The sequence below is a fragment of the Taklimakanibacter lacteus genome (assembly GCA_003576695.1).
Classification (GTDB): domain Bacteria; phylum Pseudomonadota; class Alphaproteobacteria; order Rhizobiales; family Aestuariivirgaceae; genus Taklimakanibacter; species Taklimakanibacter lacteus.
Genome location: QOZQ01000008.1, coordinates 82,926 through 107,348, shown reverse-complemented (window position 1 = coordinate 107,348; position 24,423 = coordinate 82,926). Strand labels below are relative to the sequence as shown.

At 60.5% G+C, this 24,423-nt stretch carries 21 protein-coding genes; 11 read left to right on the top strand and 10 right to left on the bottom strand.

The window, feature by feature from the left end:
* Together DT068_RS17080 and DT068_RS17075 are read left to right on the top strand one after the other, a co-directional pair.
* A complete protein-coding gene (locus DT068_RS17080) occupies positions 1 to 1,524 on the top strand; it encodes a hydrogenase large subunit (protein WP_119391082.1) in 1,524 nt (507 codons plus the stop codon).
* A gap of 12 nt (positions 1,525 to 1,536) precedes the next feature.
* Positions 1,537 to 2,061, top strand: coding sequence for an NADH-quinone oxidoreductase subunit B family protein (locus DT068_RS17075; RefSeq protein WP_119391081.1), 525 nt, complete (start codon positions 1,537 to 1,539; stop codon positions 2,059 to 2,061).
* Between the two features lie 99 nt (positions 2,062 to 2,160).
* Here DT068_RS17075 and DT068_RS17070 read toward each other — a convergent pair whose 3' ends face one another.
* Complete coding sequence (locus DT068_RS17070) at positions 2,161 to 2,700, bottom strand: hypothetical protein (RefSeq protein ID WP_162914262.1); 540 nt, start codon at positions 2,698 to 2,700, stop codon at positions 2,161 to 2,163.
* Between the two features lie 126 nt (positions 2,701 to 2,826).
* Here DT068_RS17070 and DT068_RS17065 point away from each other — a divergent pair, with 126 nt between their 5' ends.
* The gene (locus tag DT068_RS17065; RefSeq protein ID WP_119391079.1) at positions 2,827 to 3,363 is read left to right on the top strand and encodes a gamma carbonic anhydrase family protein; all 537 of its coding nucleotides are present in this window, start codon (positions 2,827 to 2,829) and stop codon (positions 3,361 to 3,363) included.
* Positions 3,364 to 3,476: 113 nt separating this feature from the next.
* Here DT068_RS17065 and DT068_RS17060 read toward each other — a convergent pair whose 3' ends face one another.
* The 3 genes from DT068_RS17060 to DT068_RS28080 form a co-directional block, all read right to left on the bottom strand.
* Positions 3,477 to 4,073, bottom strand: coding sequence for a transglutaminase-like cysteine peptidase (locus tag DT068_RS17060; protein ID WP_162914261.1), 597 nt, complete (start codon positions 4,071 to 4,073; stop codon positions 3,477 to 3,479).
* 245 nt (positions 4,074 to 4,318) lie between these two features.
* The gene (locus DT068_RS17055) at positions 4,319 to 4,918 is read right to left on the bottom strand and encodes a PilZ domain-containing protein (protein WP_119391077.1); all 600 of its coding nucleotides are present in this window, start codon (positions 4,916 to 4,918) and stop codon (positions 4,319 to 4,321) included.
* Between the two features lie 135 nt (positions 4,919 to 5,053).
* Positions 5,054 to 5,671, bottom strand: a complete 618-nt coding sequence (locus DT068_RS28080) for a PAS domain-containing protein (RefSeq protein ID WP_162914260.1) — start codon at positions 5,669 to 5,671, stop codon at positions 5,054 to 5,056.
* 75 nt (positions 5,672 to 5,746) lie between these two features.
* On the opposite strand from DT068_RS28080, the gene DT068_RS17045 reads away from it, so the two are divergent.
* Both DT068_RS17045 and DT068_RS17040 read left to right on the top strand, forming a co-directional pair.
* On the top strand, positions 5,747 to 6,448 hold the full coding sequence (locus DT068_RS17045; RefSeq protein ID WP_162914259.1) for a rhomboid family intramembrane serine protease: 702 nt from the start codon (positions 5,747 to 5,749) through the stop codon (positions 6,446 to 6,448).
* Between the two features lie 40 nt (positions 6,449 to 6,488).
* Positions 6,489 to 6,923, top strand: a complete 435-nt coding sequence (locus DT068_RS17040) for a CBS domain-containing protein (protein WP_119391075.1) — start codon at positions 6,489 to 6,491, stop codon at positions 6,921 to 6,923.
* Between the two features lie 60 nt (positions 6,924 to 6,983).
* Here the strand turns inward: DT068_RS17040 and DT068_RS17035 are convergent, their stop codons facing one another.
* From DT068_RS17035 to folE, 3 genes are read right to left on the bottom strand one after another with little or no spacing between them, the layout of a single operon-like run.
* On the bottom strand, positions 6,984 to 7,826 hold the full coding sequence (locus tag DT068_RS17035) for a patatin-like phospholipase family protein (RefSeq protein ID WP_119391074.1): 843 nt from the start codon (positions 7,824 to 7,826) through the stop codon (positions 6,984 to 6,986).
* Between the two features lie 38 nt (positions 7,827 to 7,864).
* Positions 7,865 to 8,242: a phosphoribosyl-AMP cyclohydrolase gene (hisI, locus tag DT068_RS17030; RefSeq protein ID WP_119391073.1), complete on the bottom strand. Its 378-nt coding sequence runs from the start codon at positions 8,240 to 8,242 to the stop codon at positions 7,865 to 7,867.
* A complete protein-coding gene (gene folE / locus DT068_RS17025; protein ID WP_119391072.1) occupies positions 8,242 to 8,871 on the bottom strand; it encodes a GTP cyclohydrolase I FolE in 630 nt (209 codons plus the stop codon). Before folE ends, hisI begins: the two co-directional genes overlap by 1 nt.
* A gap of 146 nt (positions 8,872 to 9,017) precedes the next feature.
* Between folE and DT068_RS17020 the strand changes: the two genes are divergently transcribed.
* On the top strand, positions 9,018 to 9,467 hold the full coding sequence (locus DT068_RS17020; protein ID WP_119391071.1) for an iron-sulfur cluster assembly scaffold protein: 450 nt from the start codon (positions 9,018 to 9,020) through the stop codon (positions 9,465 to 9,467).
* Between the two features lie 20 nt (positions 9,468 to 9,487).
* Here the strand turns inward: DT068_RS17020 and betC are convergent, their stop codons facing one another.
* Positions 9,488 to 11,038 carry a choline-sulfatase gene (betC, locus tag DT068_RS17015; protein ID WP_119391070.1) on the bottom strand — a complete coding sequence of 517 codons (1,551 nt, stop codon included), beginning with the start codon at positions 11,036 to 11,038 and terminating at the stop codon, positions 9,488 to 9,490.
* A 52-nt stretch (positions 11,039 to 11,090) separates the two neighbouring features.
* On the opposite strand from betC, the gene yidD reads away from it, so the two are divergent.
* The 3 genes from yidD (at position 11,091) to DT068_RS17000 (ending at position 18,956) form a co-directional block, all read left to right on the top strand.
* Positions 11,091 to 11,405: a membrane protein insertion efficiency factor YidD gene (gene yidD / locus DT068_RS17010; protein ID WP_119391069.1), complete on the top strand. Its 315-nt coding sequence runs from the start codon at positions 11,091 to 11,093 to the stop codon at positions 11,403 to 11,405.
* A gap of 516 nt (positions 11,406 to 11,921) precedes the next feature.
* Entirely contained in the window at positions 11,922 to 17,954 is a 6,033-nt protein-coding gene (locus tag DT068_RS17005) for an FG-GAP-like repeat-containing protein (RefSeq protein WP_162914258.1), read from the top strand.
* Positions 17,955 to 18,746: 792 nt separating this feature from the next.
* Entirely contained in the window at positions 18,747 to 18,956 is a 210-nt protein-coding gene (locus tag DT068_RS17000; RefSeq protein ID WP_119391067.1) for a hypothetical protein, read from the top strand.
* A gap of 610 nt (positions 18,957 to 19,566) precedes the next feature.
* Here DT068_RS17000 and DT068_RS16995 read toward each other — a convergent pair.
* Positions 19,567 to 20,256 (bottom strand): outer membrane protein, encoded by a 690-nt coding sequence (locus DT068_RS16995; protein ID WP_119391066.1) that lies wholly within the window; start codon positions 20,254 to 20,256, stop codon positions 19,567 to 19,569.
* 199 nt (positions 20,257 to 20,455) lie between these two features.
* On the opposite strand from DT068_RS16995, the gene thrS reads away from it, so the two are divergent.
* The gene (gene thrS / locus DT068_RS16990; protein ID WP_119391065.1) at positions 20,456 to 22,420 is read left to right on the top strand and encodes a threonine--tRNA ligase; all 1,965 of its coding nucleotides are present in this window, start codon (positions 20,456 to 20,458) and stop codon (positions 22,418 to 22,420) included.
* 125 nt (positions 22,421 to 22,545) lie between these two features.
* Here the strand turns inward: thrS and DT068_RS16985 are convergent, their stop codons facing one another.
* Positions 22,546 to 23,466, bottom strand: a complete 921-nt coding sequence (locus DT068_RS16985; protein ID WP_119391064.1) for a LysR substrate-binding domain-containing protein — start codon at positions 23,464 to 23,466, stop codon at positions 22,546 to 22,548.
* Between the two features lie 63 nt (positions 23,467 to 23,529).
* Between DT068_RS16985 and DT068_RS16980 the strand changes: the two genes are divergently transcribed.
* Positions 23,530 to 24,417 (top strand): DMT family transporter, encoded by an 888-nt coding sequence (locus DT068_RS16980; RefSeq protein ID WP_119391298.1) that lies wholly within the window; start codon positions 23,530 to 23,532, stop codon positions 24,415 to 24,417.
* The last annotated feature ends 6 nt before the right edge of the window (positions 24,418 to 24,423 follow it).

Genomic DNA, 24,423 nt, shown 5'->3' with positions numbered 1-24,423 from the left:
ATGGTATTCATATCGGCACTGGCCGCCAAAGGGAGGACGATCAAGGCGCAGCGTCCCTGGCCGCGCATCGTGGTCGACAGCAATGTCTGGCGCGATGCTGCTGCCGGCCTTGCCTCCGGACAGGCGACGCTTCTCGCCCTGTGGAGCGACGGCGAGGCAGTTCACATGGGCCTCACCGGTAAGGCGGAGGAGGGCATCCTGATCGTCAGCCTGCCATGCCCTGACCGGAGCTTCCCGTCCGTTGCCATCGCCCATCCGCCCGCCTTGCGTCTCGAGCGCACGATCCGCGATCTCCATGGTCTGGTGCCGCGCGATTGTCCGGATGAGCGACCGTGGCTCAATCACGGCCGTTGGGGCCTCGAACATCCGCTCGGCGAGGCGAGCAATGGCCCCTCCGATGGATTGCCATATGCGTTCCATACGGCGGAGGGCCCGCCGCTGCACCAGATCCCGGTTGGTCCCGTTCACGCCGGCATCATCGAGCCCGGCCACTTCCGCTTCCACGCCAATGGCGAGACGGTCGTTCGTCTCGAGGAGCGGCTGGGCTATGTGCATAAGGGGATCGATTCATTGCTGCGTGGGGCCACGCTCGACCGGGCGGCGAGCCTCGCGGGCCGCATATCGGGCGACAGCACGGTCGCCTATGCGCTGGCTTTCGCGCAAGCGGCGGAAGCGGCTCTCGGCCTCGCGATTCCGCCGCGCGCCCTTTATCTGCGCGCGCTCATGGCGGAGCTCGAGCGCCTTGCCAATCACTTCGGCGACATCGGCGCCATCTGCAATGATGCCTCGTTCTCTCTCCTGCATGCGCATATGGGGGCGCTGCGCGAGCATGTGCTGCGGACCGCGCATGCCTGTTTCGGCCACCGCCTGATGATGGATCGCATCGTGCCCGGTGGCGTGGCGGCGGATATGACCGAGGAGGGCGGCACGCGCATCCGCTCGCTCATCGCCACCGTCAACGGCACCTTCCCCGAACTCGTGTCTCTCTATGACAATACGGCATCGCTTCAGGATCGGACGGTGACGACCGGTGTCCTTGCAGCCGAGCTCGCCCGTCAATATGGCGCCGGCGGCTATGTGGGCCGAGCCTCGGGCCGGTCCTTCGACGCGCGACGGTGGCCGGGTTACGCACCCTATGGCGAGCTTTCATTCGACGTCCCGGTGCGCGAAGACGGCGATGTCGATGCGCGTGTCTGGATTCGCATCGAGGAGGTCCGGCAGAGCGTCGCGCTCGTCGACCAGATTCTCGCCGGCCTGCCGAGCGGCCCCTCCATGGCCGACATGACGCGAAGCGGCGGTGCAAGAACGCATCGTGAGGGCATATCGCTCGTCGAAGGTTTTCGCGGCGATGTGTTCGCCTGGGTGCGGCTTGCCCGCGATGGCCGGATCGCCGCGGCGCATCTGCGCGATCCGTCGTGGTTCCAATGGCCGCTGCTCGAAGCCGCGATCGAAGGCAACATCGTCGCCGATTTTCCGCTGTGCAACAAATCCTTCAACTGCTCCTATTCGGGAGTGGACGTCTGAGGCCTCGACATCATGCGAAAGCTCCTGTTCAAGAATCTGCTCAGCCCGCCGCTGACCGAGCCAGCGCCGGAGGCCGACGACCTTGCCCTTGCCCAGTTGGCGCGGTCCTTCGACGATGCAGCGCGCCGCGCCCTCGGTCGCAGCCTTTCGATCCGTCATGTCGATGCGGGGTCATGCAATGGCTGCGAGCTCGAGATTCACGCCCTGAGCAATGTCTTTTATGACCTCGAGCGCTTTGGCCTGCGTTTCGTGGCATCGCCCCGCCATGCCGACGTTCTGCTCGTAACCGGGCCGGTCACGCACAATATGCGCGAGGCCCTGGCGCGCACCTACAATGCCACACCGAGCCCGAAATGGGTCGTTTCGGTGGGAACATGCGCCCTGGATGGCGGTATCTTCGCCGACAGCTATGCCTGCGTCGGCGGCGTATCGAAGATCGTGCCCGTCGATCTCCATATCCGCGGCTGTCCGCCGAGCCCCATGGCCCTTTTGCAAGGGCTCATCGCTCTCGTGGAGAGGAGCGCCAGCGCGGCCTAGTCGTTCCGCGCCGGCGGTCACCATCCCCGGCTGAATCGAGGATGCGGTTGGTGCGGTGGCACCGGGTGGGTTAGAAAACGTGATCTTCAAAAGTTACTCTTAGTGCAATATGCCGAAGTGTTGCTCCGACATAAGTCGGCTCAAAACTTCATGTTTGAGATGCTCCTGCAGGATCGCAAAACTGCTGTCATCGCGTCGCAGGTGAATGTGATCCTCGAACAATTCGAGGATCCTTTTCGCTGAGCATAGCGGCAGCAATTCGCTCAAAGCCTTGTGGACAGAGTCAATGATCTTTTCCAAAGCATCGGTTCCGATCACATCACTCGTAAGCTCCAGGCAAACCCACAAATCGTTTCTGTCAACCAGACCGAGTATGCAACGGCACACCTGCGTGGTGGGGTTGGACTCCATGGCTTCTAGCGCTCTTCGAAGCGGCAGAAAATCGAGGCCGATGACCGGTTCCACCAGTATTTTCCCTCTGCGACGATGGACGCCCGGGTAGAGATAGATCTCTGCTTCATTTCCGACTTTCTTGACCAACCGTGCTTGTCGGGATTTGTGGGCCGTATTGAAACCGAGAGGTTCAAGTGCTTGAGCAATTCGTCGTTCCACCTGCGTGATTGCTGCTCGGGTTGTCATTTGCGCATTTTCCACTCTCCGGAATCCGTGTAACTCTTGCTGACTGCGACGATAAGAACAATAGCTGGTCTGCCCCGGTCGGCACTGTATAGTCTGGCACCACGAGCAACTGAGAGAGTGGGCTGCATGACGATCTATTCGCTCGATGGCGTTACGCCCGAGCTTCCGCCTGAGAACGAGTACTGGATCGCGCCCAATGCGGTGGTCGTGGGCAAGGTGAAGCTCGAGCGCAATGCCGGCATCTGGTTCGGCGCGGTGCTGCGGGGCGACAATGAGCTCATCCATATCGGGGAGGGCAGCAACATCCAGGATGGCTGCGTGCTCCACACCGATATGGGGGCGCCGCTCACCGTCGGGCGCAACTGCACCATCGGGCACCAGGCGATCCTGCATGGCTGCACCATCGGCGACAACACGCTGATCGGCATGGGCGCCACGATCCTCAACCACACCAGGATCGGCCGCAACTGCCTGATCGGCGCCAATGCGCTGATCCCTGAAGGCAAGGTGATCCCCGACAATTCGCTGGTGATGGGAGCGCCCGGCAAGGTGGTGCGCGAGGTCTCGGCCGAGATGGCCGAACAACTCACCCGCTCGGCCAAGAATTACGTGAAGAACTGGCGGCGTTTCGCCGCCGGCATGCGCGACTGGTCGCCGGAATAGGCGGAGCCGGCTCAGGGTGGGACTGAGCCGGCTCCTCGACCCGGTCTGGTGGGGGATGGGGAGGGGGACGCCGACCGGGCCGTAGCTCCCTCAACTCTTTTCGGTCCGATGCTCTATTTCTTCTTGCCTCCGGCCGAGACGACGGCGCCCGCGACAGAGTCCTTGTTGGTCAGCGAGACCCACTGGCGCGGATCTTCCGCAGATTGGCGCTTCAGATAGCTGTAACCGGTATCGCTCCAGCGCAGGACGTCGTTGCGGCGATTGTCGAGCACGAAGTCGCCCTTGTCGGTGGTGATGGTGAGCACGGCATGGCCTTGCGCCTTCTCGTCGAGCACGACGGTGATCAGCAGCGCCGATGACGGGAAGCCCAGCCCTTCGAGATAGTGCTTCTTGAGAAGCAGATAGTCCTCGCAATCGCCGGCATCGGTCGGGAGCGTCCAGTATTCGGGCTTGCCATAGAGCTCCTCATCGCTCATCGGCGCGATCTTGCCATTGACGAAGCTGTTGACCTGGTAGACCAGGTTCCAGCGGTCCGGCGACAAGGCCAGTCTCGTCGGCCGGCCACCTTGCGGGCGGCACAGTTTCGGCTCACGGGCGCACATTTCCACGAAGCCGATGGGCGGCAGCGCCTTGCCATAGATGGTTTCAAACTGTTCTGTGGGTTCTGCCCGGTCCTGTTCCGCTTGCACGGCATGCGCTGTGCTGATCAAGCAGAACAATCCGAGCGCAACTCCCCCGAGTCTTGCCAAGATAGTCATTTTTTGACGTCCATTCCCCTTATCGTTGGGCGTCAGACTAGCGGCAAGGCTTTGAGATCGCGTTCAGTTTATTGGCGCAAGTCTCTGAAAACTAATAACAAAATAGAAAGGATGGGAATCGGGACTATTAACCATCAAGGCGCGTGCGCAAACGGCCGGCCTGCGGCAGGCCGGGCCACAGTCATCGAGACGGCAGATCAGCGGATCTGGGCGGAAAGCTGGGTGGTGTTGAGGGGTTTCAGGAATTCAATGGCGATTCCTGATTCCACATAGCGCACGATGCGGCCGCGCATCTTGCCCAGCATCAGATGGGTGCCGAGGCTCGGCATGACGTCGACTTTCACGGCCGCACCCGACAGCGAAATATCGAGGATCTCGCAAGCATAGACCCGGCCATCCGGCAAGGTGATATGCGACTGGGTGTCGGTCGGGGCGAAGCGGGCGTGCCGGCGCAGGTCGGTCCCGGCGGTGGTGTTCTTGGTGGCGCGCCCGGCAAGGCGCGAGGCAAAGCGCTCTTTTCGCTGACCGGTATGGGAAAAGACGACCCGGAAGCCGCCTGGCACCGCCTCTGCGGCAATGCCTTCCACCCGTCCGATCTCATCGATATAGGCGACGATCTGGGCGTCCTTCTCGGGCACTGTCTTGGCTGCGAAGACCGCTCCATCCACGGTCAGGTCGCTTACCTGGCAGGAATATTCGCTCATATCGGGCAGCATGAAGCGGCCGAAGACAACGGCGGCAACCGCCGGGCCTTCGGCTGACGGAAATTTCGTACCAGTCGCGACTGCTGCATTCACGGCCGGAATTGCCTCTCGATTCTGCTTTACCCTGCGCTCTTCGACGCGACCGTAGCATCAGCACCTTAGCGAAGGGCTAAAAATATGAGGTTAAGGAAAACTAAATCCTTAACGGCCGCTCATCCGATTTCTTAACTAATCGAGGCGTCCGCCGTTAATCACCTGGAAGGCCTGTTGCGAATTTGATCGCGCGGAGGCGTAGCGGTCGGCGCCGGGAACCGGCTCGGTCCAGATCGTGCGGGCGGCCGACAGCTCGAAGGTGGTCACCGGGTCGTTCTGCGACCAGGTCACTTCCCGAAACGGCATGATCACGCCGAAGGCAAAAGTCGTATGGCCCTGACGCGCGCGCAACGGCGTGGCGACCAGCTCGGCCGCAACGCCGAGGCCTGACTCGGAATTGAGACGGAAGCGCAGGACAAAGGGCTGATGCGCATCGACGACGCCATCGAGCAGGCGGCTGATCGATTGACGCTCGAAGCGGTCACCTTCGGCAAAGGCCGGCCTGCCGGTCAGCTCCTTGCCCCAGAGCCCGCAAACGCGGGTTCCGGCCAGCCGCCAGGCATAGGCCTGATCCGGCCGGCGCTCGATCATGAAGAGATACGGGACGAGCATGCGGATCTTCTGCAAATCCAGCCAGTCGCGGGGCGGCGCCGACATCTCGCCGCGAACGGCCTCCCAGTAGCGGAACAGCGCGCGGCTGCCCGGATGAAGGATTTCTTCTGGGGTTGCCGTGGCCTTGATGGTATCAGTCATCTGCATTGATTTTGCCGGACTTGTGAGCAGTGGTTGTGTCATGAGTGGACGCTTGGCAGGGAGAGTGCAGCAACCGTGCCAGACGTGACGGACAGGACCGGGCAGGGCTTCCGCGGCGGAAGCGGCCCTATCGTTAACGCGCCCCCCATCGTTCTCATCGTCATCGCCGTCCTGATCGGCATTCACGCGGCCCTCGTCTTTGCCGGCCAGGACTGGGAAATCTGGTCGCTCTACGCCTTTGCCCTCATCCCGGCCCGCTTCGGCGGGAGCGAGAGCATCGCGATGATCGAGGGCTCGCAATATTGGAGCCTCATCACCTATGCCTTCCTCCATGACGGCTGGCTGCATGTGCTGTTCAATTCAGTCTGGCTCCTGATCTTCGGCACGCCGGTGGCGCGCCAGTTCGGGACGCTGCGCTTCCTCCTCATCGCGCTTGTCTCGACGCTCGGTGGCGCGCTCGCCATGATCGCCGTCTTCTGGGGCACGCCGGTGATCGCAGTTGGCGCGTCGGCAGCGGTCTCAGGGCTGCTCGCGGCGGCGATCCCGGTGATGTTCGGGCGCCGGGGCGCGCCTCTGACCTTCAGCGAATTCCTGCATAACCGCCGCGCCATTATCTTCCTGCTCGTGTTCATGGGGCTGACGGTACTTAGCGGTGTACAGGGACTGCCGGGTTTCGCCGACAATGCGCGCATCGCCTGGGAAGCGCATATTGGCGGCTTCATTGCCGGGCTCGCCGCCTATTTCCTCGTGATGCGAGAAGGGATGCGCAGACCCTGAGTTCGTGTTAATCTGAGGGCCAGCGAAGCAGGAGGTGTGCATGACTGTTGCGCAGATTCTCAACGCCAAAGGCCGCGCCGTGATCACGGCGCAACCCGACGATACGGTGCTCGCTGTCGCGCAGACACTCGCCGCCAAGAAAATCGGCGCCGTCGTCATCGTCGATGCGCAAGGGCGCATCAACGGCATCGTATCCGAGCGCGACATTGTTCGAGCCGTGTCGCTGGGCGGCGCCAAGGCGCTGGACAAGCCGATCAAGGAATACATGACCGCTGCGGTCAGGACCTGCGCGCCGCGCGATACCGAGGCCGAGCTCATGTCGCTGATGACGGAGCATCGCGTGCGCCATCTTCCGGTGGTCGAAAGCGGCAAGCTCGGCGGCATGATCTCGATCGGCGATGTGGTGAAGCACCGCATCGAGGCGATCGAGCGCGAAGCCGAGGAGATGAAAAGCTACATCGCGTCCTCGGGCTAGGCTCAATTCGGGCATCAGCCGCCTCAGTCTGACCGAGGACAACCTGTTGAGGCTCCACAGCTAGAGCACGGAGATCGCACGCTCTATCTCCGGCATGGCGCGGTCGACCGCGTCGCGGCCGGCTGCGATTGCTTTCTCGGCCTTGTCGAATTCGAACAGGCCAAGCCCATTGGAGCGCGGGCTCAATGAAATATCGGGCGGATCGCCGGCGAGGCGCGAGCGTGCGAGACGGTCTTGCGTGATGTTGAAAGCGGCGACGAGCACCGAGGTGAGGCTCGGTGCCGTCCTGCCTTTGTCGCTTGTGGCAATGTCGGGCGGATTCTGGATGGCGATGCCGGCTGCCGTCTCGGGTCCCAGATTGACGGCGATCACCAGACGGGCGCCGAGCGCCCGGCAAGCGGCGACGGGCACCGGATTGACCACGCCGCCGTCGATGAGCCAGTGGCCATTGACGCGAACGGGGCGAAAGACGCCCGGCAGCGCATAGGAGGCACGGATCGCCGGCGCCAGCGCGCCCGAGCGCAGCCACAATTCATGCCCCGTGCCGAGCTCGGTCGCGATGCAGATGAAGGGTATCTTCGTGTCGGCAAAAGTAACGCCGCCGACAACATCGTCGAGCAGGCCGCCTAGGCGCTCGCCAGCGATGAGGCCCGATCCGCGCCAGGAAATATCGAGGAGCGACAGGACCCGCCGGCGGGTGAGGCCAAGGGCGAACTCCTTGAGCGCCTGAAGCCGGCCTGCCGCATGGAGGCCGCCGGCAAGCGCCCCGATCGAGGAGCCGGCAATGGCGCAGGCGTGGATGCCGTTCTCCTCCAGCCTTTCGATGGCGCCGATATGCGCCCAGCCGCGCGCCGCACCCGCACCGAGCGCCAGCCCGATGGCCTGTCTCACCTTGCCGTTCATGATGCGACTTTACATCGTGTACGGAAGATCGGGAAATCTCAGATTATTTCGAGTTTGTAACCTTGTGAGTCGCGGCTGACCCGGCGATAGAAGCAGGAATGGCGGCCGGTATGGCAGGCGACACCGCGGCCGGCCATGTTGACGGACATGAGGACAGTGTCCTGGTCGCAATCGAGCCTGATTTCGACGACCTTCTGGGTGTCTCCGGATGTGGCGCCCTTGCGCCAGAGCTCACGACGCGACCGGCTCCAATAATGGGCTTCGCCCGTTTCGAGCGTGCGCGCCAGGGCTTCCGCATTCATGTAAGCGAGCATGACGACCGAGCCATCCCTGGCATCGGTCACGATGGCGGGGATCAGCCCGTTCTCGTCATAGCGCGGCGCGAAGACGACCGATTCTTCGTCGCCCGTGGCCATCAGAGGGAGAAGCCGCCCGAGGGTGAGCGCACCAGCTCCATGAAGCGGGCCTGCAGCACCGGGTTGGATTTGAACTCGCCGGTGAACTGGGTGGTGATGGTCGCGACATTGCGCTTGTTCACGCCGCGCAGCGACATGCACTGATGCACCGCCTCGATGAGGACGGCCGAACCCTTGGGCTCGAGCGCCTTGTCGATGGCCTTGGCGATCTGCGCCGTCATGGTCTCCTGGGTCTGAAGCCTCCGGGCATAGATCTCGACGACCCGCGCCAGCTTGGAAATGCCGACCACGGCATGGGAGGGCAGATAGGCCACATGGGCCCGGCCGATGAAGGGGACGATATGGTGCTCGCAATGGGAGTTGAACTCGATGTCGCGCAGCATGACGATGTCGTCATAGCCCTCGACCTCATCGAAGGTGCGCGAGAGCGCCTGCAGTGGGTCCTCGCCATAGCCCTTGAAGAACTCGCGATAGGCCTTGACCACCCGCTTCGGCGTGTCGAGCAGGCCCTGGCGGGTCGGATCGTCGCCCGCCCAGGCGATCAGGGTGCGGACAGCCTCCTCTGCCTCCTCCTGGGAGGGGCGCTTGAGGGCCGTTTCCCGCGCGAGTTTCTTGACGACAGCATCCATAATTGGGCTCACTTTGACTTCCGATTTCGCCGATCCCATATCATGGGCGGCTTCCAGGGGCAAACACGCCGAAAGACGCTTTGCGGCGCGTTTCCGGCGCACAAAACCGCTTCGCAGCTTGCAGTCCGATGCATTAGGATGTGTGCATGATCAACGAAATCTACAATCGCAAGATCCTCGAATTCGCCGCCGATATACCCCGGCTGCAACGCCTCAATGCGCCCGACGCAACGGCAACGGCGATCTCGCGCCTGTGCGGCTCCAAAGTCACGGTCGACGTCAGGATGGCTGACGGAGTGGTCAGCGATTTCGGCCATGAGGTCAAGGCCTGCGCGCTCGGCCAGGCCTCGTCCTCGATCATGGCGCGCCATGTGGTGGGCTCGACGCCTGAGGAGCTGCGCCATATCCGCAAGCAGATGCATGCCATGCTGAAGGAAGGCGGCGAGCCGCCTTCCGGCAAGTGGCAGGATCTCGAGGCGCTCCTGCCGGTGCGGGACTTCAAGGCCCGGCATGCCTCGACCTTGCTGACCTTCGATGCCGTGGTCGATGCCGTCGACCAGATCGAGGCGAAAGCGAAGGCTGCCGTGCCGGCCTGAATTGCATTCCAGTAAACTGATCAACGCCGCTTGTCCGCGACATCGGGCGCCGGTGGAAACCGGCTCTTGAGGTCGCGGTCGGTGACCGACATGTGATTGCGCGTATATTGCTCGGAGGCCTCGCGCAGCGGCTGGAAGTCCCAGGGAAAATGGGCGCCGCGCCGCAACGCCTCGAACATCATGAGGCGGGCCTGCTGGCTTGCCAGGACTTCCCCGGTGATGCGGGGAATATCGAATTTCTGCTCGACCTCGCGACGGAATGACCGCGCGCGATCCTGGTGATCGGCATAGGCCGCGAGATTTCGCCGCTCGTCGGGATCGGCCGCGATGTCGAACAACTGATCGGGATCGCTCGGGGTATGGACGAACTTCCAGGGTCCGCGCCTCAGCATGTACATGGGAGCGATAACGCCTTCCGCCAGATATTCGCCCCAGGCCGTGGCGTCCGGGGACTCGGCTGAGCCGGCGAGCAGGGAATAGAGGCTTCGGCCATCCACCTTGCGGGCGAGCTCGCCTTTTCCATCCGTACACAGATCAGCGAAGGTCGGAAGAATGTCGCAAAGCGTCACCGGCTCGGCGACCCGGCGCGCGGAAAAGCGTTTCGGCGCCCAGATGATGAGCGGCACATGGGCGGAAGGCTCGAGGAACGACATCTTGTACCACAGGCCACGTTCGCCGAGGAAGTCGCCGTGATCCGAGGTGAAGACGACGATGGTGTTGTCGAGCTTGCCGGTCGCTTCGAGCGCTGCAAGCAGCTTGCCGACGAGCTCATCGATATAGGAGATATTGGCGTAGTAGCCGTGGCGGGCGGCGCGCACATCCTTCTCGGTCACAACATAGTCGTCCATCGCCGACATCTCATAGAGACGCCGGCTGTGCGGATCCAATTCCTCATTGGCGGCCGCCGGCAGCGATGGCAGGTCGATCTCCTCGTCGCGGTAAAGATTCCAGAACTTTCCTCGTGCCGCATAGGGGTCATGCGGGTGGGTGAAGGAGGCCATGAGGCAGAAGGGCGTGTCGTTCTCATAGCGCGCATAGTCATAGATCTTGCGGGTGGCGAGGAAGGCGACTTCGTCGTCGAATTCAAGCTGGTTGGTGATTTCGGCGATGCCCGGCTGCAGCACCGAGGTCATGTTGTGGTACCACCAGTCGATGCGTTCCTGGCGCAGGCGCCAATCGGGCGTCCAGCCGAAATCGGCCGGATAGATATCGGTGGTCAGGCGCTCTTCGAGCCCGTGCAGCTGATCGGGGCCGACGAAATGCATCTTGCCGGACAGGCAGGTGCGATAGCCGGCAAGCCTCAGATAGTGCGCCCAGGTCGGGATGGAGGAGGGGAATTCGGCGGCATTGTCGTAGACGCCGGTCCGCGACGGCAGGAGGCCGTTCATCACAGTCGCACGGGCAGGGGCGCAGAGCGGGCTTGGTGTATAAGCGTTCTCGAACACGACGCCCTCGCCCGCCAGCCGGTCGAGATGGGGTGTCTTCACCAAAGGATGCCCGTAGGCGGGGAGATAGCGCGCCGCCAATTGATCGGCCATGATGAAAAGAATATTGGGCTTGGCGAGCTTCATGCCTATCTCCGTGTCGAAGATCAGAGTGTAAACGGCCCGCAGGGCAGACAGAATGTGCGAACGTCATGATGGGAAGGAAAAGCGACAAGGGCGGGGGCCGGTCGCTGCGGGTCTGGTCGGGCTGATCCGGCTTTACCAGCTTACCGTCTCATCGGTGCTCGGCCGCCGCTGCCGCTACCTGCCGACCTGCTCGGACTATGCGATGGAGGCGATCCGGTTGCATGGCGCCTGGGCTGGATTCTGGCTCGGACTCTCACGCGTGACGCGCTGCCATCCCTGGGGCGGCGACGGCTTTGATCCGGTGCCGGAGGATTTTCCGCGGCGGGACTGGCGTGCCTGGCGCCATGTCATGTGGCGGCAGAAATAGAAAAGGCGCCAATTGCTACTTTAAATTGTAGATTGGTGCGCGCCAAAGATTGGAGGATTTGGGTGGGCCGCTCAGGGGATGTGAGGTCTGGCGCCGCCCTGAGGTCAGTTGTACCAAACTGAGATGCTGATGGTGGGATAGGTTCCTTGGGCGCCACTAGCATGTACGAACAGTACGACAGTCGAATTCCACCGCAGCCGTGGTGGATAGCCAAATGTTCTAAAATATCCGCCGATATCAACGAGATATATTGTTACGAATCTGCTACAAATGAGCAGTCGTTGCGAATACGCCACAAGCCCATTGCGAATCGTGGAGAACTCACCCAAGGTCTGCTCGGACGGGAATTTTGGGACGGGGGCGATCATGCTGCGGTTATGCTGTGGCCGTGCACAGATTTCGTGGGCAATAGGTCAAGTTGGAAAGGCGATTGGACTAGCGGCCGTCGCCTTTTTCATTTGTAGTGGTGCAGCTGCCCAAGACGTTAGTCCTGTGGAACTGCGAAATTTGAGCCCTATGCAGCCATATGCCGCCTATAATGGCAGCTACCGCTATTCTGTCGCGATTAATGTTCCCGAATTCCGCGGGCTCGAACCGAACTTGTCTGTTGCCTACAGTTCGGCGGAAACTATTCGCAATAATCCCAGTGTTGGTGCTTGGCTGGGTGTCGGCTGGAAACTAAATGGGCTTTCGGTTATCGAACGTGTCTCCGGCTCGCCAACGCCGGCCAGCGGCCAGCCCAAGCTCCCAAGCGGTCGAGGCTCGCCCGGTTACGGCGCTTCGAACTTGCCACCTGATTCATTTACGCTCGATGGCGAGGAGATTATCCACTGCGCGGAGCTGCAAAACCCGTCGACGTCACCGTCCTGCGCCGCATCGGTTGCTTCCGGCTTAATTGGCTATGGAAGCAGGGTGGAGAACTATCTGCGCATTCGCCGCAATGGCACGACAAATGTTTGGGAAGTCACGGCACGTGACGGCACCAAGTATGAGTATTCCGCGTTCCAAGGGGGAACCGATTCGACCGCATTCCGCTGGCATCTCTCCAAAGCAACGGACCGACGCGGCAATCATGTCGACTATAGCTATGATTGCGTTACGGACAATGCTTGCGTGTTGGCAACAGTTACCTATTTCAATCAGAGTGGTTCTACTCCGATAGCAACCATTGCGTTCCATTACGAAGCACGGCCGGAAAGCCTGAGCGAAGCTAGCGGATCGGGTTTTCTTGCAAGCGCCAAGCGTCTGAAAACTATTCGCGTTCTTATGGGGCCGACTTTGGTGCGTGCCTATAGATTCGCATACGGAATGAGCAGCGCCACTAATCTCTCCCGTCTGGCTTATGTCCAGGAATACGGAAGGGATGCCACATTTGATGTAAATATGGGAGTTACCGGCGGTACCGCCTTGCCCGCGACTTCATTCACCTATTCAGACTATGATTTGACCACCGATTTCAGTGACTCGACCTGGTCAGGAATATCCGCCACCCCAAATGCGCGATCAGGCGATTTCAATGGTGATGGTCGTACCGATCTTTGCGAATCCAATATCAAACTGTCGACGGGCACTTCATTCACCGTGTTGAGCGCCGCATGCGCAACAGGTGATCTTATTGCCGATTTTACGGGGGATGGGACAGATGATTTGCTCAAGATGTCGGGAAATCCCGCCAAAATTCGTATTAATAAGCTTGTCGGCACTAGCCTGACGGCGCTCACCGCCACGACAAGTCCGACGAGTGGAGGGGATTTCGACGGCGGAATCAAGGGTATCGGCGATTTCAATGGTGACGGGAAGGTCGATATCGTAACGGGTAATCGTAATGTTTGGCTTTCGGATGGTACAGCTTTTATAAAACAAACGACTTGGCAAGTCCCCGTTCTCGCAGATACCGAAAAGAAAATCTGGCCTGGTGACTATAACGGAGATGGCAAAGCAGATCTGCTGATCACGCGCCATTTCACCGACGGCATACATAAATGGGACGCAACGATCTATCTATCGTCCGGATCGCAGTTTGCCGCCCAATCGCCGGTGCTGGTATCTGCCCACACAATCAATGACTATCGCGTGCGTTTCCTTGTCGGCGACATCAATGGCGACGGTCGGACGGATTTGATTAAGGTTTATGATTACAGTGGTGGATTTGCGCCTGCGGAACTGAAGGACATCGCCGACGTCACCATCTACTTTTCAAATGGCCAGACAGTTGTTGCGGTTTGGCCAGAGCAGAGAATCACGGGCATTTCGTACCACCGTGGATCGCAAGCGCGGCTCGCTGATTTAAATGGTGACGGGCGAATGGACCTTCTGCTTGCATCATATATGGGGAACATCACTGGTTATCAGAGTAAACTTTATGTCTTGAACGGTACGAGTTTTCAGCTTGTTTCCGGCCCTGCCATGTACAAGGTGAATGTGGAGGGTGACTTTGATGGTGATGGTCGAACCGACCTCGTTGGCGATTTCAGCTACAGCAATAACATCCGGCTGAGTTCAGGCGATAATGTCCTAGATCTCCTGACGAATGTCGTCGAGCCCTTGGGCGGGAAGATCGCGATTGCCTATGAGCCGTCGAGCGGCAAGCCCAACACGACATTGCCTTTTGTGATGCCTGTGGTGAAGTCGGTGACTCTGGATGACGGGCGCGGCACGGGCGGCACACCCAATTGGGAATCGATCACCAGCTATTCCTATGAAGGCGGAGCCTGGGATCCGAGCGAGCGCCAGTTCATGGGCTTCCAGAAAGTCACGGCACAACTGCCGGCTGTCGAGGGTGAGACGACAGGGCCGAAGGCGGTCTCGACCTACCAGCAGAGCCTGGCGTGTTTAGGTCGTACATCGGCGATCGAACGCCGCGATGGCGCCGATGTGCTACTCCGCAAGGTGGCGGATGCCTATACCACCGATGCCGAAGCTCCTTTTACCTGCCTCAGCACATCTACGACGGCGGATGAGATCGCTTCCGGCCAGACCAAGACGGTGAAGACGGACCGAACCTTCAACGCCCATGGGCTCGTCACCAATGAGGACCAGTATGGCGATCTTGCGGTCACCGGCGATGAGCGGTCGTTCAACACTACCTTCATCCCGAACACCACCGATTATGTGGTGGCATGCCCGCATGTCGAGACGAGCTATTCCTCGCTGACCCAGAGTGCCGCGACGCAGACGGCGCAGACCGGCAATTTCTATGAGGGAATGAGCACCTGGAATGACCCTGCACTCTCCTGCCAGAAACAGGAAGTGCGGCAGTGGATATCGAGTTCGCCGAGCTGGGCCGTCAGCACCTTCACCTATGACAGCTATGGCAATCTCACGGTCGCCATCGGCCCCGAAGGTCAGCGCACCGAGAACACCTATGACGCGACAAACCAGCTGTTCGTGACTGAGACCCGGCTGCCCAAATATTTCGGCACCGGCGCCGACAGCCGCTTCAAGGTCCAGATGCAATGGGACACGATTTGCGGCGCCCCGACCCAGGTCACCGACATCAACAGCCAGAATACAGACTCGGTCTATGATGCGCTCTGCCGGCTGACGCGCGAGGTCAAGCCCGGCGGCGATTACCGGAGGCTCGTTTATGACATTGGCACGGCCGATGTCTCGGCTCCTGGCGGTATCAAGCCCGATGCGATCGACCAATTGATCGAGACCCAACGCCCGGCGCCTCATGCCTCGACGGACGATGACGACTGGGCCAATCCCGGACCGACCATCAACGCCACCACCGACATCATCTCGGCTCAGGCCTATATCGACGGCTTCGGGCGCAAATGGAGGGATTGGAATGAGGGCGTCGTGGTGGACGCTGGCCAGCCGAAGCGCTCACAGACGCAGAGCTTCACGTTCAACAAGCGCGGCAATGTCAAAGCCAGCACGCAGGTGTATTTCGACACGTCCGAAACGGCGCAATGGACCAACTATCACTATGACGCGCTCGACCGTCTGATCGACAAGGAGGCGCCGGATGGCAAGTCGATCACGCTCGCCTATGCGCTGGGCGGTTCATCGACCACCGAGCTTTCCGTCATCACTCAGACGGATGAGACAGGGCGCCAGACCCGCTATCACTATGACGCCTATGGCCAGATGGTGACACGGGCGAAGATGCGGATCAGTTCGGGGGATCCCGAGGCCATCACGCAATATAAGCGCGATGCCCTGAGTCGCATCGTCGAGATCTATGACCCGAACAATAACAAGTGGACCTACAGCTATGACGGGATGAGCCGCCGGACGGCGGTGCATGATCCCGATCTCGGCGACTGGTCCTACAGCTACGACACCGCCGGCCGGCTGCTGACCCAGACCGATGCCAAGGGGCAGGTCTCGACCCTGACCTATGACAGCATGGACCGAGCCCTCACCAAGACGGTGACCGGGTCCGGCCTCGCCACCGAGACGGTGACCAACACTTACGACCAGGCCCGTTCCGGCTTCTTCAATGCCGGAGCGCTCACCAGGTCGATCAAGGAGCGGGCAGGGACGCCGACCATCACCCTGTCCGATGTCGAGATCGACTATGACGCTGCTGGTCGCCCGGTGAAGCAGTCCTTTGCCGGCATCAATGGCAGCGGAACGCCGAAGCTTATCGAAAGCACCTATTGGCATGCGGGCGAGCTCAGGACCCGCACCTTCCCCTCGGGGACAGGCTCGGGCTCCGGCACCTATACGGCCAGCTACGACTATGACGAGATGGGCCGGCTGCTGACCGTCAAGAACGGCTCGACCGACCTCGTCTCGGCCTTGGCTTACAACGGTGCCGGCCAGATGACCTCGGTGGCTTACGGCAACGGCGTCACCACCAGCTATGCCTATAACGCCCAGCGTGCCTTCCTCACCGGGATCACGACCAATAACGGCGCGACCTCGCTGATGGCGCTCACTTACACACGGGACTTTGCCGGTCGTATCACCGCCGTCACCAACAGCACGGTGACCAGCAATGTCGAGAACTGGACCTATGGCTATAGCGATCTGGGAGACCTGATCTCGGCCGACAACCAGGGCGACAATGCCCAGGACCAGACCTGGACCTATGATCTCGCCGGCAACATGTTGACCAATTCCAAGGTAGGGACCTATACCTATCCGACCCAGGGACCCACGGCGGTCCGGCCGCATGCGCCGCTCACCATTGCCGGGCAGAGCGTCAGCTATGACGCGAATGGCAATACGACCGCCTACACGATCGACAGCCAGACCCGGACCTTCACCTATGACGGCGAGAACCGGCCACTGTCGGTTGCCATTTCCGGCGGCTCGACCAGCACTTTCGAATATGGGGCGGATGGCGAGCGCGTCCGGAAGACTGTCGGCACCGATGTCACCTGGTATTTGGGCAATGACACGGAAATCGTTGTCAACGCCATCAATCCGTCAGGGGAATGGGGGCAGTATCTCCATCCCGATGTGAAGCGCACGGGCACCACGCTCTCCTGGCTGCACAAGGATCATCTCGGTTCCAACCGGGTGACGACCGATGCGACGGGGGCCATACCCGGCAACGGCCGCACCGCCTTCGCTTCCTATGGCAAACCGCTGACGACACCGCTCAACTCGAAGTCCTACATCAACGAGCGCTATGACAGCGAGACCGGCCTGCAATATCTCCACGCCCGTTACTACGATCCGGCGCTTGGGCGGTTCCTATCGCCCGATGATTGGGATCCGACGATCGGCGGAGTCGATGTCAACCGTTATGCCTATGCCCTCAACGACCCGATCAACGGATTGGATCCGTTTGGAAACGCCGCGGATGACCATGAGAGCACCAGCGGGGGAAGTTGGAGTGGAGGGGGAAATTTCGCTGGCGGTAGTTCAGGCGGCGGCAAGTCGATCTCCCAGAAGACCGCAGAACGCATGACCTACGAGCATGGTCCACGCTGTGGAACCTGTGCCGACGTCGGCTGGGGTGGTGGTGGGTGGGCGGTCAATGAAGGAAGCAACGCCAATCCGCGTTGGGTAAGCACCAATGTGCGGCAAATCGGGGATCTGTATACCGGACATCCGGCTAAAATGGATGACTGGATGGGAGAGTTCGGCGGGACACAGTTTTCACGGGACGTCTATTCAAATATGGCCGCAATCAATGGTGCAATTGCGGGTCAAATGTCGGGTGGATTCCTATCGGGCTCAGCTACTGAGTCCTATGCACTTGGTGTTCCGTTTAATTCGTACTCCGGGAAAAAAGTGCAAGCCACTGTATTTATTGGCGTAGGCGGTAGTTTTGCTCAGGTTGTGGGCCTTGGCGGTTCAGTAGTTGTCGCGGTAGATACCTCAGGAAATTATCAAATTCTGGGAACGCAAACATTTAGCGTCGGCATGTCAACGGGGGGCTATGTTGTGGCGGGAGCTCAAACAGGTCCACTTTCTGACATGCTGGGTAAGTCGCAAGGGATCGATCTTGCAGTTGGCCCTTGGGGGGGAGGTGTTATGGCTACTCCGGGCTACAAGAACATAGGTGGTTATGTTATGTATGGAGGCAACACGCCCAGTTTTGCCTATGATCGTAACGATACCAGTCCAATTTGGCCAAAATGATGAACATAGAATTTGGGACTGAGACGGTGTTCTCGGTTTTGAGGCGCCGGGCTATTAAAATCTATACTCAGTTGTTCGCGGCCGCTCTCATCACAATGTTCCTAATTATAGTATTTGCCAGCGCAGCTCCCTGGTTTGTGGGAGTTCTAGCGCTGATCATAATTGTGGTAAGGGCGAGGAGAATACTTTCTTGCCCATATTGCGGTGTTCATGATCCAATAGGCGCGTTTTACAGACAATGGGCCAACCCATTTTTGTTGTTGCAGAGCTGTCGTCGGTGTAACACCAATCTAAGTGCACCTTTTGATGCAACGATGATTGTACAGCGTGTAAAAGAGCAGTAGTCACCTGACAGTTGCTACGCATTGAAGAGGCTCAAGCGGCGATCAGTTTTGACGGTTTTGGCTGGCGTGATTTCTCCTTGCGGTGATCCATTCGACATCTGACAAATAAGGGCTTGACTTTGCGGACCAAAGAATGAGATTTGGGAAATATCAGGATTCAGAAAATTGTGCCCGCGGCTCAAACCCGCGGGCGTTTCGATTCTGAACCCGCTTGCGCTCAAACCGCAGGCTGCGACGGGCTTTCTCAAACCAGGCCTGCCTCATTCTTTTCTCCCATCCCAACATCACGGTGCATCAAGGGACGGAATTCCGCGGTTCCGACACTCCTCACCGAGACGGGCCACCGTCACGCGAAGCCGATGGCGCAAGGCGACCCGCCGCCCATGCAGGCACCTGCCCGGCAGGACAATCACCTCCGCCCGTCCAGGCGCCACCAACATCATCCGGCATGCTGCTCGATTGCATGCACGGCAAGGTCGAGTTCAGCCAGATCCAGGTCAATATCGGCTTCGGCGTTCTTATCCCACTGGATTTCTGCAACAGCGTCGCGCCGTCGGACGATGAGGAGAAGTGGGACGACGGCGGCACTTCCTCAGATGCTCAGTTTAAGAGGTCTGAAGTTGCTAGCCTTCATGCTGCTGCAAGGGCCTTGATGTGAGGCCGATCTGGACTAGGACTGCCGGGCCTGGCGAAGCGTATCAGCACTACGCAAGCACTTTTTTCGGTCATGCACTACGACCGCCCCAGGTCATGCAGGTTCTGTTGCGCCTGAGCCTCTAAGCGCGCAGGCAAAAGCACATCGTTAGGCGGCTCTGCCAACCCCTGCATGTATCATAGTGATGGCGCCGAGGCTCTCGGCGAATATGTGGTGAACCGCCCGTTGATCGCATCGAACCCAGTCGCGGCCAAGCTACGTGTTGTTGCGCGAGGGCGGATTCCTCGAAAGCCTGCCCGTAGGAACAGAACGCTCTGGGCGAAGCATTAAGCCTTTGGAACCCTCAGGGCTTTTCCGTCACGTAAGTATCGTGCAAATTCGACCCCTCATACATTGTCGGATCCCAACAGTATGTGGGCTCGATCTGTGTGGTGCTGAGGAGCTGTTCGGTGAGAAACATCGCTTAAGGACTTGGTGGAATCCAATCGCCAACGAGCAGGTAGGGTCGTTCGCTCGTCATTCTATTCAACTTGCTGCATACCGTGTGGCGGCGGAAATAGAAAAGGCGCCGGAGAAAGCTCCGGCGCCTTCGGACTGCAGGCAGCTAAGCAACTTACCAGAGATTGCCGAAATTGTAGATGAGAGCCGCGCGCACGATGTGAACATTGTCGAGTTCAACCGCGGCGGTGCCAGTGACTTGGTCACCGTCGGTCAGCGTGTAGTCGGCGCCATCGAAATCGCCATAGAGATATTCGAGACGGGCGCTGAGGCCGCTGTCGAAGAGGCGATGTTCGATACCACCGCCGATCACCCAGCCTTCATGAGTTTGCTGGTCATCGTCGGGAACGGAGTTCGGGCCGACGAGGCCGCTCAAGGTGGCCTCGATCCAACCATAGCCGCCTGTCGCATAGATCAGGGTATCATCATCGGCCCAGCCGAGTCGGCCACGGATAGTGCCAATGCCATCGAATTCCATATCCACCGCTTCAGAAGGATCACGATTCTGGGCCGTCGTGTCGAAGCCCCAGCCATAGTCGGCTTCGATACCCACCACGATCCCGCCGAAATCATAAAGGTAACCGCCAAGGACGCCGCCATAGCCGCCGGTGCCGCTCAGTTCTGGATCACCGCCATTGTCATAGTTGCCTTCCACGAAAGTGCCGCCGACGAAGCCGCCAATATAGGGGCCGGTCCAGCCGACTTCAGGCGCCGGCGGGGGCTCGTAGTCCGCGGCATAGGCCACGGGGGTCACGGCGAAGAGAGCGGCGGTGCAAAGTGAAAGGCGAAGAAGATGCTTAGTCATAGTTGTCCCCAACGTGTTGCGCTGCAGTTCAGTCAGGGATGATGACTTGTTAAGGTTAATGGGAAGTTATCGATCTGTATTTGATCCGACTGCGGATTAACCTCTTCGGTTGACCGGCATGGCCGCCGCTGCCATAAGCGGCGCCGTCAACCACCCAAGGCTTACCTGCTGCGTTTGCAGGAGTGAGCAGGAGAACATGATGATAAATCTGACCTTTCCCGATGGCGCCGTGCGCCAGGTGCAACCGGGACTTTCAGGCGCCAAGCTCGCCGCCTCCATTTCCAAGTCACTCGAGAAAAAGGCCGTCGCCCTGATGAAGGACGGGGTTCTGGTCGATCTGGCCGATCCCATCACCCAGGATGCGAAAGTCCGAATCATCACCCGGGACGATGCCGAGGCGCTGGAGCTCATCCGCCATGACGCCGCCCATGTGCTCGCCGAAGCCGTCCAGGAGCTTTATCCCGGCACCCAGGTGACGATCGGCCCCGTCATCGAGAATGGCTTCTACTACGACTTTTTCAGGAATGAACCCTTCACTCCGGAAGATTTTCCCGCAATCGAGAAGAAAATGCGGGAGATCATCGGGCGCGACAAGCCATTTTCTAAACGAATCGTTTCACGTGAAGCGGCCAAGGAATTTTTTAAGTCAAGGGGCGAATTGTTCAAGGTCGAGCTGGTCGATGCGATCCCGGAAGGCCAGGAGATCAAATTCTACGACCAGGGCGGCTGGATAGACCTCTGCCGCGGCCCGCATATGACCTCGACCGGCAAGATCGGCTCCGCCTTCAAGCTGATGAAGGTGGCGGGCGCCTATTGGCGAGGCGACGCCAAAAACCAGATGCTCACCCGCATCTATGGCACCGCCTGGGCCAATGACAAGGATCTGCAGGCCTATCTGACGGCGCTCGAAGAGGCGGAGAAGCGCGATCATCGCCGTCTCGGGCGCGAAATGGACCTTTTCCACTTCCAGGAAGAGGGACCGGGCGTGGTCTTCTGGCATGCCAAGGGCTGGACATTGTTCCAGGCTCTCATTGCCTATATGCGCCGGCGCCTCAGGGCCGATTATCAGGAAGTGAACGCGCCTCAGGTGCTCGACAAGGTCCTGTGGGAGACCTCGGGCCATTGGGGCTGGTATCGCGAAAACATGTTCAAGGTGCAGACGGCGGGCGATGAGACCGAGGACCAGCGGGTCTTCGCGCTGAAGCCCATGAATTGCCCCGGACACATCCAGATCTTCAAGCACGGTCTCAAGTCCTATCGCGATCTCCCCATCAGGCTTGCGGAATTCGGCGCGGTTCATCGCTATGAGCCATCCGGCGCGCTGCATGGCCTCATGCGAGTGCGCGGTTTCACCCAGGACGATGCGCATGTCTTCTGCACCGAGGAGCAGATGGCCGAGGAGTGCCTCAAGATCAATGAGCTCATCCTCTCGGTCTATGCCGATTTCGGTTTCACGGAATTCGTGGTGAAGCTGGCGACCCGGCCTGAGAAGCGGGTCGGCACGGATGCGATGTGGGATCATGCCGAGGACGTGCTGACCCGCGTGCTCGACCGGATTTCACGCGAGTCCGGCGGGCGCATCAAGACTGGCGTCAATCCGGGCGAAGGAACCTTCTACGGGCCCAAATTCGAATATACGCTGCGCGATGCGATCGGGCGGGAATGGCAGTGCGGCACCACCCAGGTCGACTTCAACCTGCCGGATCGGTTCGGCGCCTACTATATCGATGCCGATGGCCAGAAGAAGATGCCGGTCATGGTGCATCGGGCGATCTGCGGCTCGATGGAACGGTTCCTCGGCATATTGATCGAGAACTTTGCCGGGCATTTCCCGCTCTGGCTGGCACCGGTGCAGGCGGTCGTCACCACGATCGTTTCCGATGCCGACGGCTATGCCGAGAAAGTGGCCCGGGAACTCCGGCGTGCGGGCCTCAGGGTCGAGACCGATCTGCGCAACGAGAAGATCAACTACAAGGTCCGCGAGCATTCGGTGGCCAAGGTCCCGGTCATCCTCGTGGCCGGCAAGCGCGAGATGGAGGAGGGCACGCTGAATGTCCGCCGCCTCGGCTCGCAGGCTCAGCAGTCGCTGAAGCTCGAGGAAGTGGTGCGTCTTCTCAGCGAGGAAGCGACGCCGCCCGACGTCCAGCGCGAAAAGGCGGCTTAGCGCCCGATCGCGCGAAAGAGGTGCGGAGTTCACCCTAACTATCTGTTCTGGATGAGATTCCTCACCTCAGGTCGAGCCCCGGGGTGAGGGTTTTCCCAACTGAGAGCAGGCTTCAGAAAAGCAGGCTAACTATCTGCAGCAATGAAGTTTTCTGCACTTCCCTGTGGAATGGCAGCTTCCGCCATGATCCGCCGCGCCAGGATGATGGCGGCGGGCCTTGGCTTGCCCTGCGGCCGATCGAGCCAATAGGAAACAGGGTTCTTCACCCGGTGCTGATCGACCTGCATGAAGCGGTCGCGATGTTGCGGCCCCTCGATCATCGGGGGCCGCGCCAGCGCAATCCCCAGCCCATGGGCAGCGGCCTCCAGCACCATATTGTAATCCTCGAAGCGGCGGTCCTGCGGACGCGGACGATAGTCGATGCCCTGGGTCGAGAACCAGGCGCGCCAGGCGGAAGCGTCAGAATCATGGATGAGCGGATGATCGAGCAGCCGCTCGGGCTTGCCCGATCCGATGCGGCGCGCCAGAGCGGGCGCGGCGATCGGGTAGCACAGCTCCTCGAAGAGCTGCACCGAGATGCGGTTGGGAACGCGGCCGCGACCACAGCGAATGGCGAGATCCGCCCCTTCCGCTTCGAGGTCGACATGGCGATGTTCCACGGTGAGCTCGATGCGCAAAGGCGGGTCGCTGCCTTCGAACCGGTTCAGGCGCTGCATCAGCCACAGGCCGCTGACCGAAGGAATCGAGGTCAGCCGGACCACGGCGCTGCCGCGCGCATCCACCCAGCGGTCCGAGCCGTCGGCGATGATCGAGAAGGCCTCGGTGGTGCGCAAGAACAGGCGCTGGCCTTCCGGTGTCAGGGCGACGCCTCGGGCCTGGCGGGCGAAGAGGCGGTGGCCGAACCAGCGCTCGAGCTTGGCGATCTGGCGGCTCACCGCGCCATGGGTGAGGTTGAGCGTGTCGGCGGTCGCCGAGAAGCTCCCGGTGCGCGCGGCCGTGTCGAAGGCGCGCAGCGTATCGAGGGGCGGCAAAGAGCTGTGATCCATGCTCACAGCTCATAGTCGATTGTTTCGTTTGTCAAGGAGCTCGTTCCAGCCGACATGGGGCGCATGTCCGCTGCCTCATCATCACCCGCGACCTCGCGCGACGCGACCGCCATTGGCGCGGTCATCGTCACCATCCTCATCTGGGCCTCGGCCTTCCCGGCCATCCGGGCCGGGCTCGAAGCCTTCGGTCCGGTTGAGCTCGGCGCTGCCCGCTTCGCCATCGCCGGGGTGCCGGCGGCCCTCTATCTCCTCATCACCCGGCCAGGCTGGCCCGAATGGCGTGAGATGTGGCGCATCGCCACCGGCGGCATCTTCTTCGTGGCGCTCTATACCGTGCTCCTCAATATCGGCGAGACGACGGTCTCGGCGGGCGCGGCGAGCTTCATCATCAATGTCAATCCGATCATCACCGCCATTTTTGCGATGCTGCTGCTGAACGAGACCTTCAGCCGCGCCGCCTGGCTCGGCACGGTGATTTCCTTCGCCGGCATCGGTCTTATTGCGCTGGGCGAAGGCGAGGGATTGCGCATCGACATCGGCGCGCTCTTCATCTTCGGTGCTGCTTTGTGCAACACCATCACCACCATCGTGCAGAAACCCATCCTGAAGAAGCACCATCCGGTCACGGTCGCGGCATGGAACATCGTGATCGGCGCGCTCATCCTGGCGCCTTTCATGCCGGCAGCGGCGATGCAGCTGCCGCATGCCTCGCCGGAGGCATTGTTCGCCGTCGTCTATCTGGGGCTCGGCCCCAGCATGGTCGCCTATGCGACCTATTCGGTGATGCTGTCGAAATTCCCGGCCAGCCGCGCATCCAATTTCCTCTACAGCGTGCCGCCCATCTCGACGCTGCTCGGCTTCCTGTGGCTGGGCGAAGTGCCGGGGCTCATCGCCATCATCGGTGGCGCCATGGCGCTTATCGGCGTGATCGTGGTCAATCTCACCAAGTGACCCAGG

Excerpts from the sequence above, each read along its gene's own strand:
- DT068_RS17080 (WP_119391082.1), top strand. The coding sequence starts at position 1 with ATGGTATTCATATCGGCACTGGCCGCCAAAGGGAGGACGATCAAGGCG.
- DT068_RS17075 (WP_119391081.1), top strand. The coding sequence starts at position 1,537 with ATGCGAAAGCTCCTGTTCAAGAATCTGCTCAGCCCGCCGCTGACCGAG.
- DT068_RS17070 (WP_162914262.1), bottom strand. The coding sequence starts at position 2,700 with ATGACAACCCGAGCAGCAATCACGCAGGTGGAACGACGAATTGCTCAA.
- DT068_RS17065 (WP_119391079.1), top strand. The coding sequence starts at position 2,827 with ATGACGATCTATTCGCTCGATGGCGTTACGCCCGAGCTTCCGCCTGAG.
- DT068_RS28080 (WP_162914260.1), bottom strand. The coding sequence starts at position 5,671 with ATGACTGATACCATCAAGGCCACGGCAACCCCAGAAGAAATCCTTCAT.
- DT068_RS17040 (WP_119391075.1), top strand. The coding sequence starts at position 6,489 with ATGACTGTTGCGCAGATTCTCAACGCCAAAGGCCGCGCCGTGATCACG.
- DT068_RS17035 (WP_119391074.1), bottom strand. The coding sequence starts at position 7,826 with ATGAACGGCAAGGTGAGACAGGCCATCGGGCTGGCGCTCGGTGCGGGT.
- hisI (WP_119391073.1), bottom strand. The coding sequence starts at position 8,242 with ATGGCCACGGGCGACGAAGAATCGGTCGTCTTCGCGCCGCGCTATGAC.
- folE (WP_119391072.1), bottom strand. The coding sequence starts at position 8,871 with ATGGATGCTGTCGTCAAGAAACTCGCGCGGGAAACGGCCCTCAAGCGC.
- DT068_RS17020 (WP_119391071.1), top strand. The coding sequence starts at position 9,018 with ATGATCAACGAAATCTACAATCGCAAGATCCTCGAATTCGCCGCCGAT.
- betC (WP_119391070.1), bottom strand. The coding sequence starts at position 11,038 with ATGAAGCTCGCCAAGCCCAATATTCTTTTCATCATGGCCGATCAATTG.
- yidD (WP_119391069.1), top strand. The coding sequence starts at position 11,091 with ATGTGCGAACGTCATGATGGGAAGGAAAAGCGACAAGGGCGGGGGCCG.
- DT068_RS17005 (WP_162914258.1), top strand. The coding sequence starts at position 11,922 with ATGCAGCCATATGCCGCCTATAATGGCAGCTACCGCTATTCTGTCGCG.
- DT068_RS17000 (WP_119391067.1), top strand. The coding sequence starts at position 18,747 with ATGCTGCTCGATTGCATGCACGGCAAGGTCGAGTTCAGCCAGATCCAG.
- DT068_RS16995 (WP_119391066.1), bottom strand. The coding sequence starts at position 20,256 with ATGACTAAGCATCTTCTTCGCCTTTCACTTTGCACCGCCGCTCTCTTC.
- thrS (WP_119391065.1), top strand. The coding sequence starts at position 20,456 with ATGATAAATCTGACCTTTCCCGATGGCGCCGTGCGCCAGGTGCAACCG.
- DT068_RS16985 (WP_119391064.1), bottom strand. The coding sequence starts at position 23,466 with ATGGATCACAGCTCTTTGCCGCCCCTCGATACGCTGCGCGCCTTCGAC.
- DT068_RS16980 (WP_119391298.1), top strand. The coding sequence starts at position 23,530 with ATGTCCGCTGCCTCATCATCACCCGCGACCTCGCGCGACGCGACCGCC.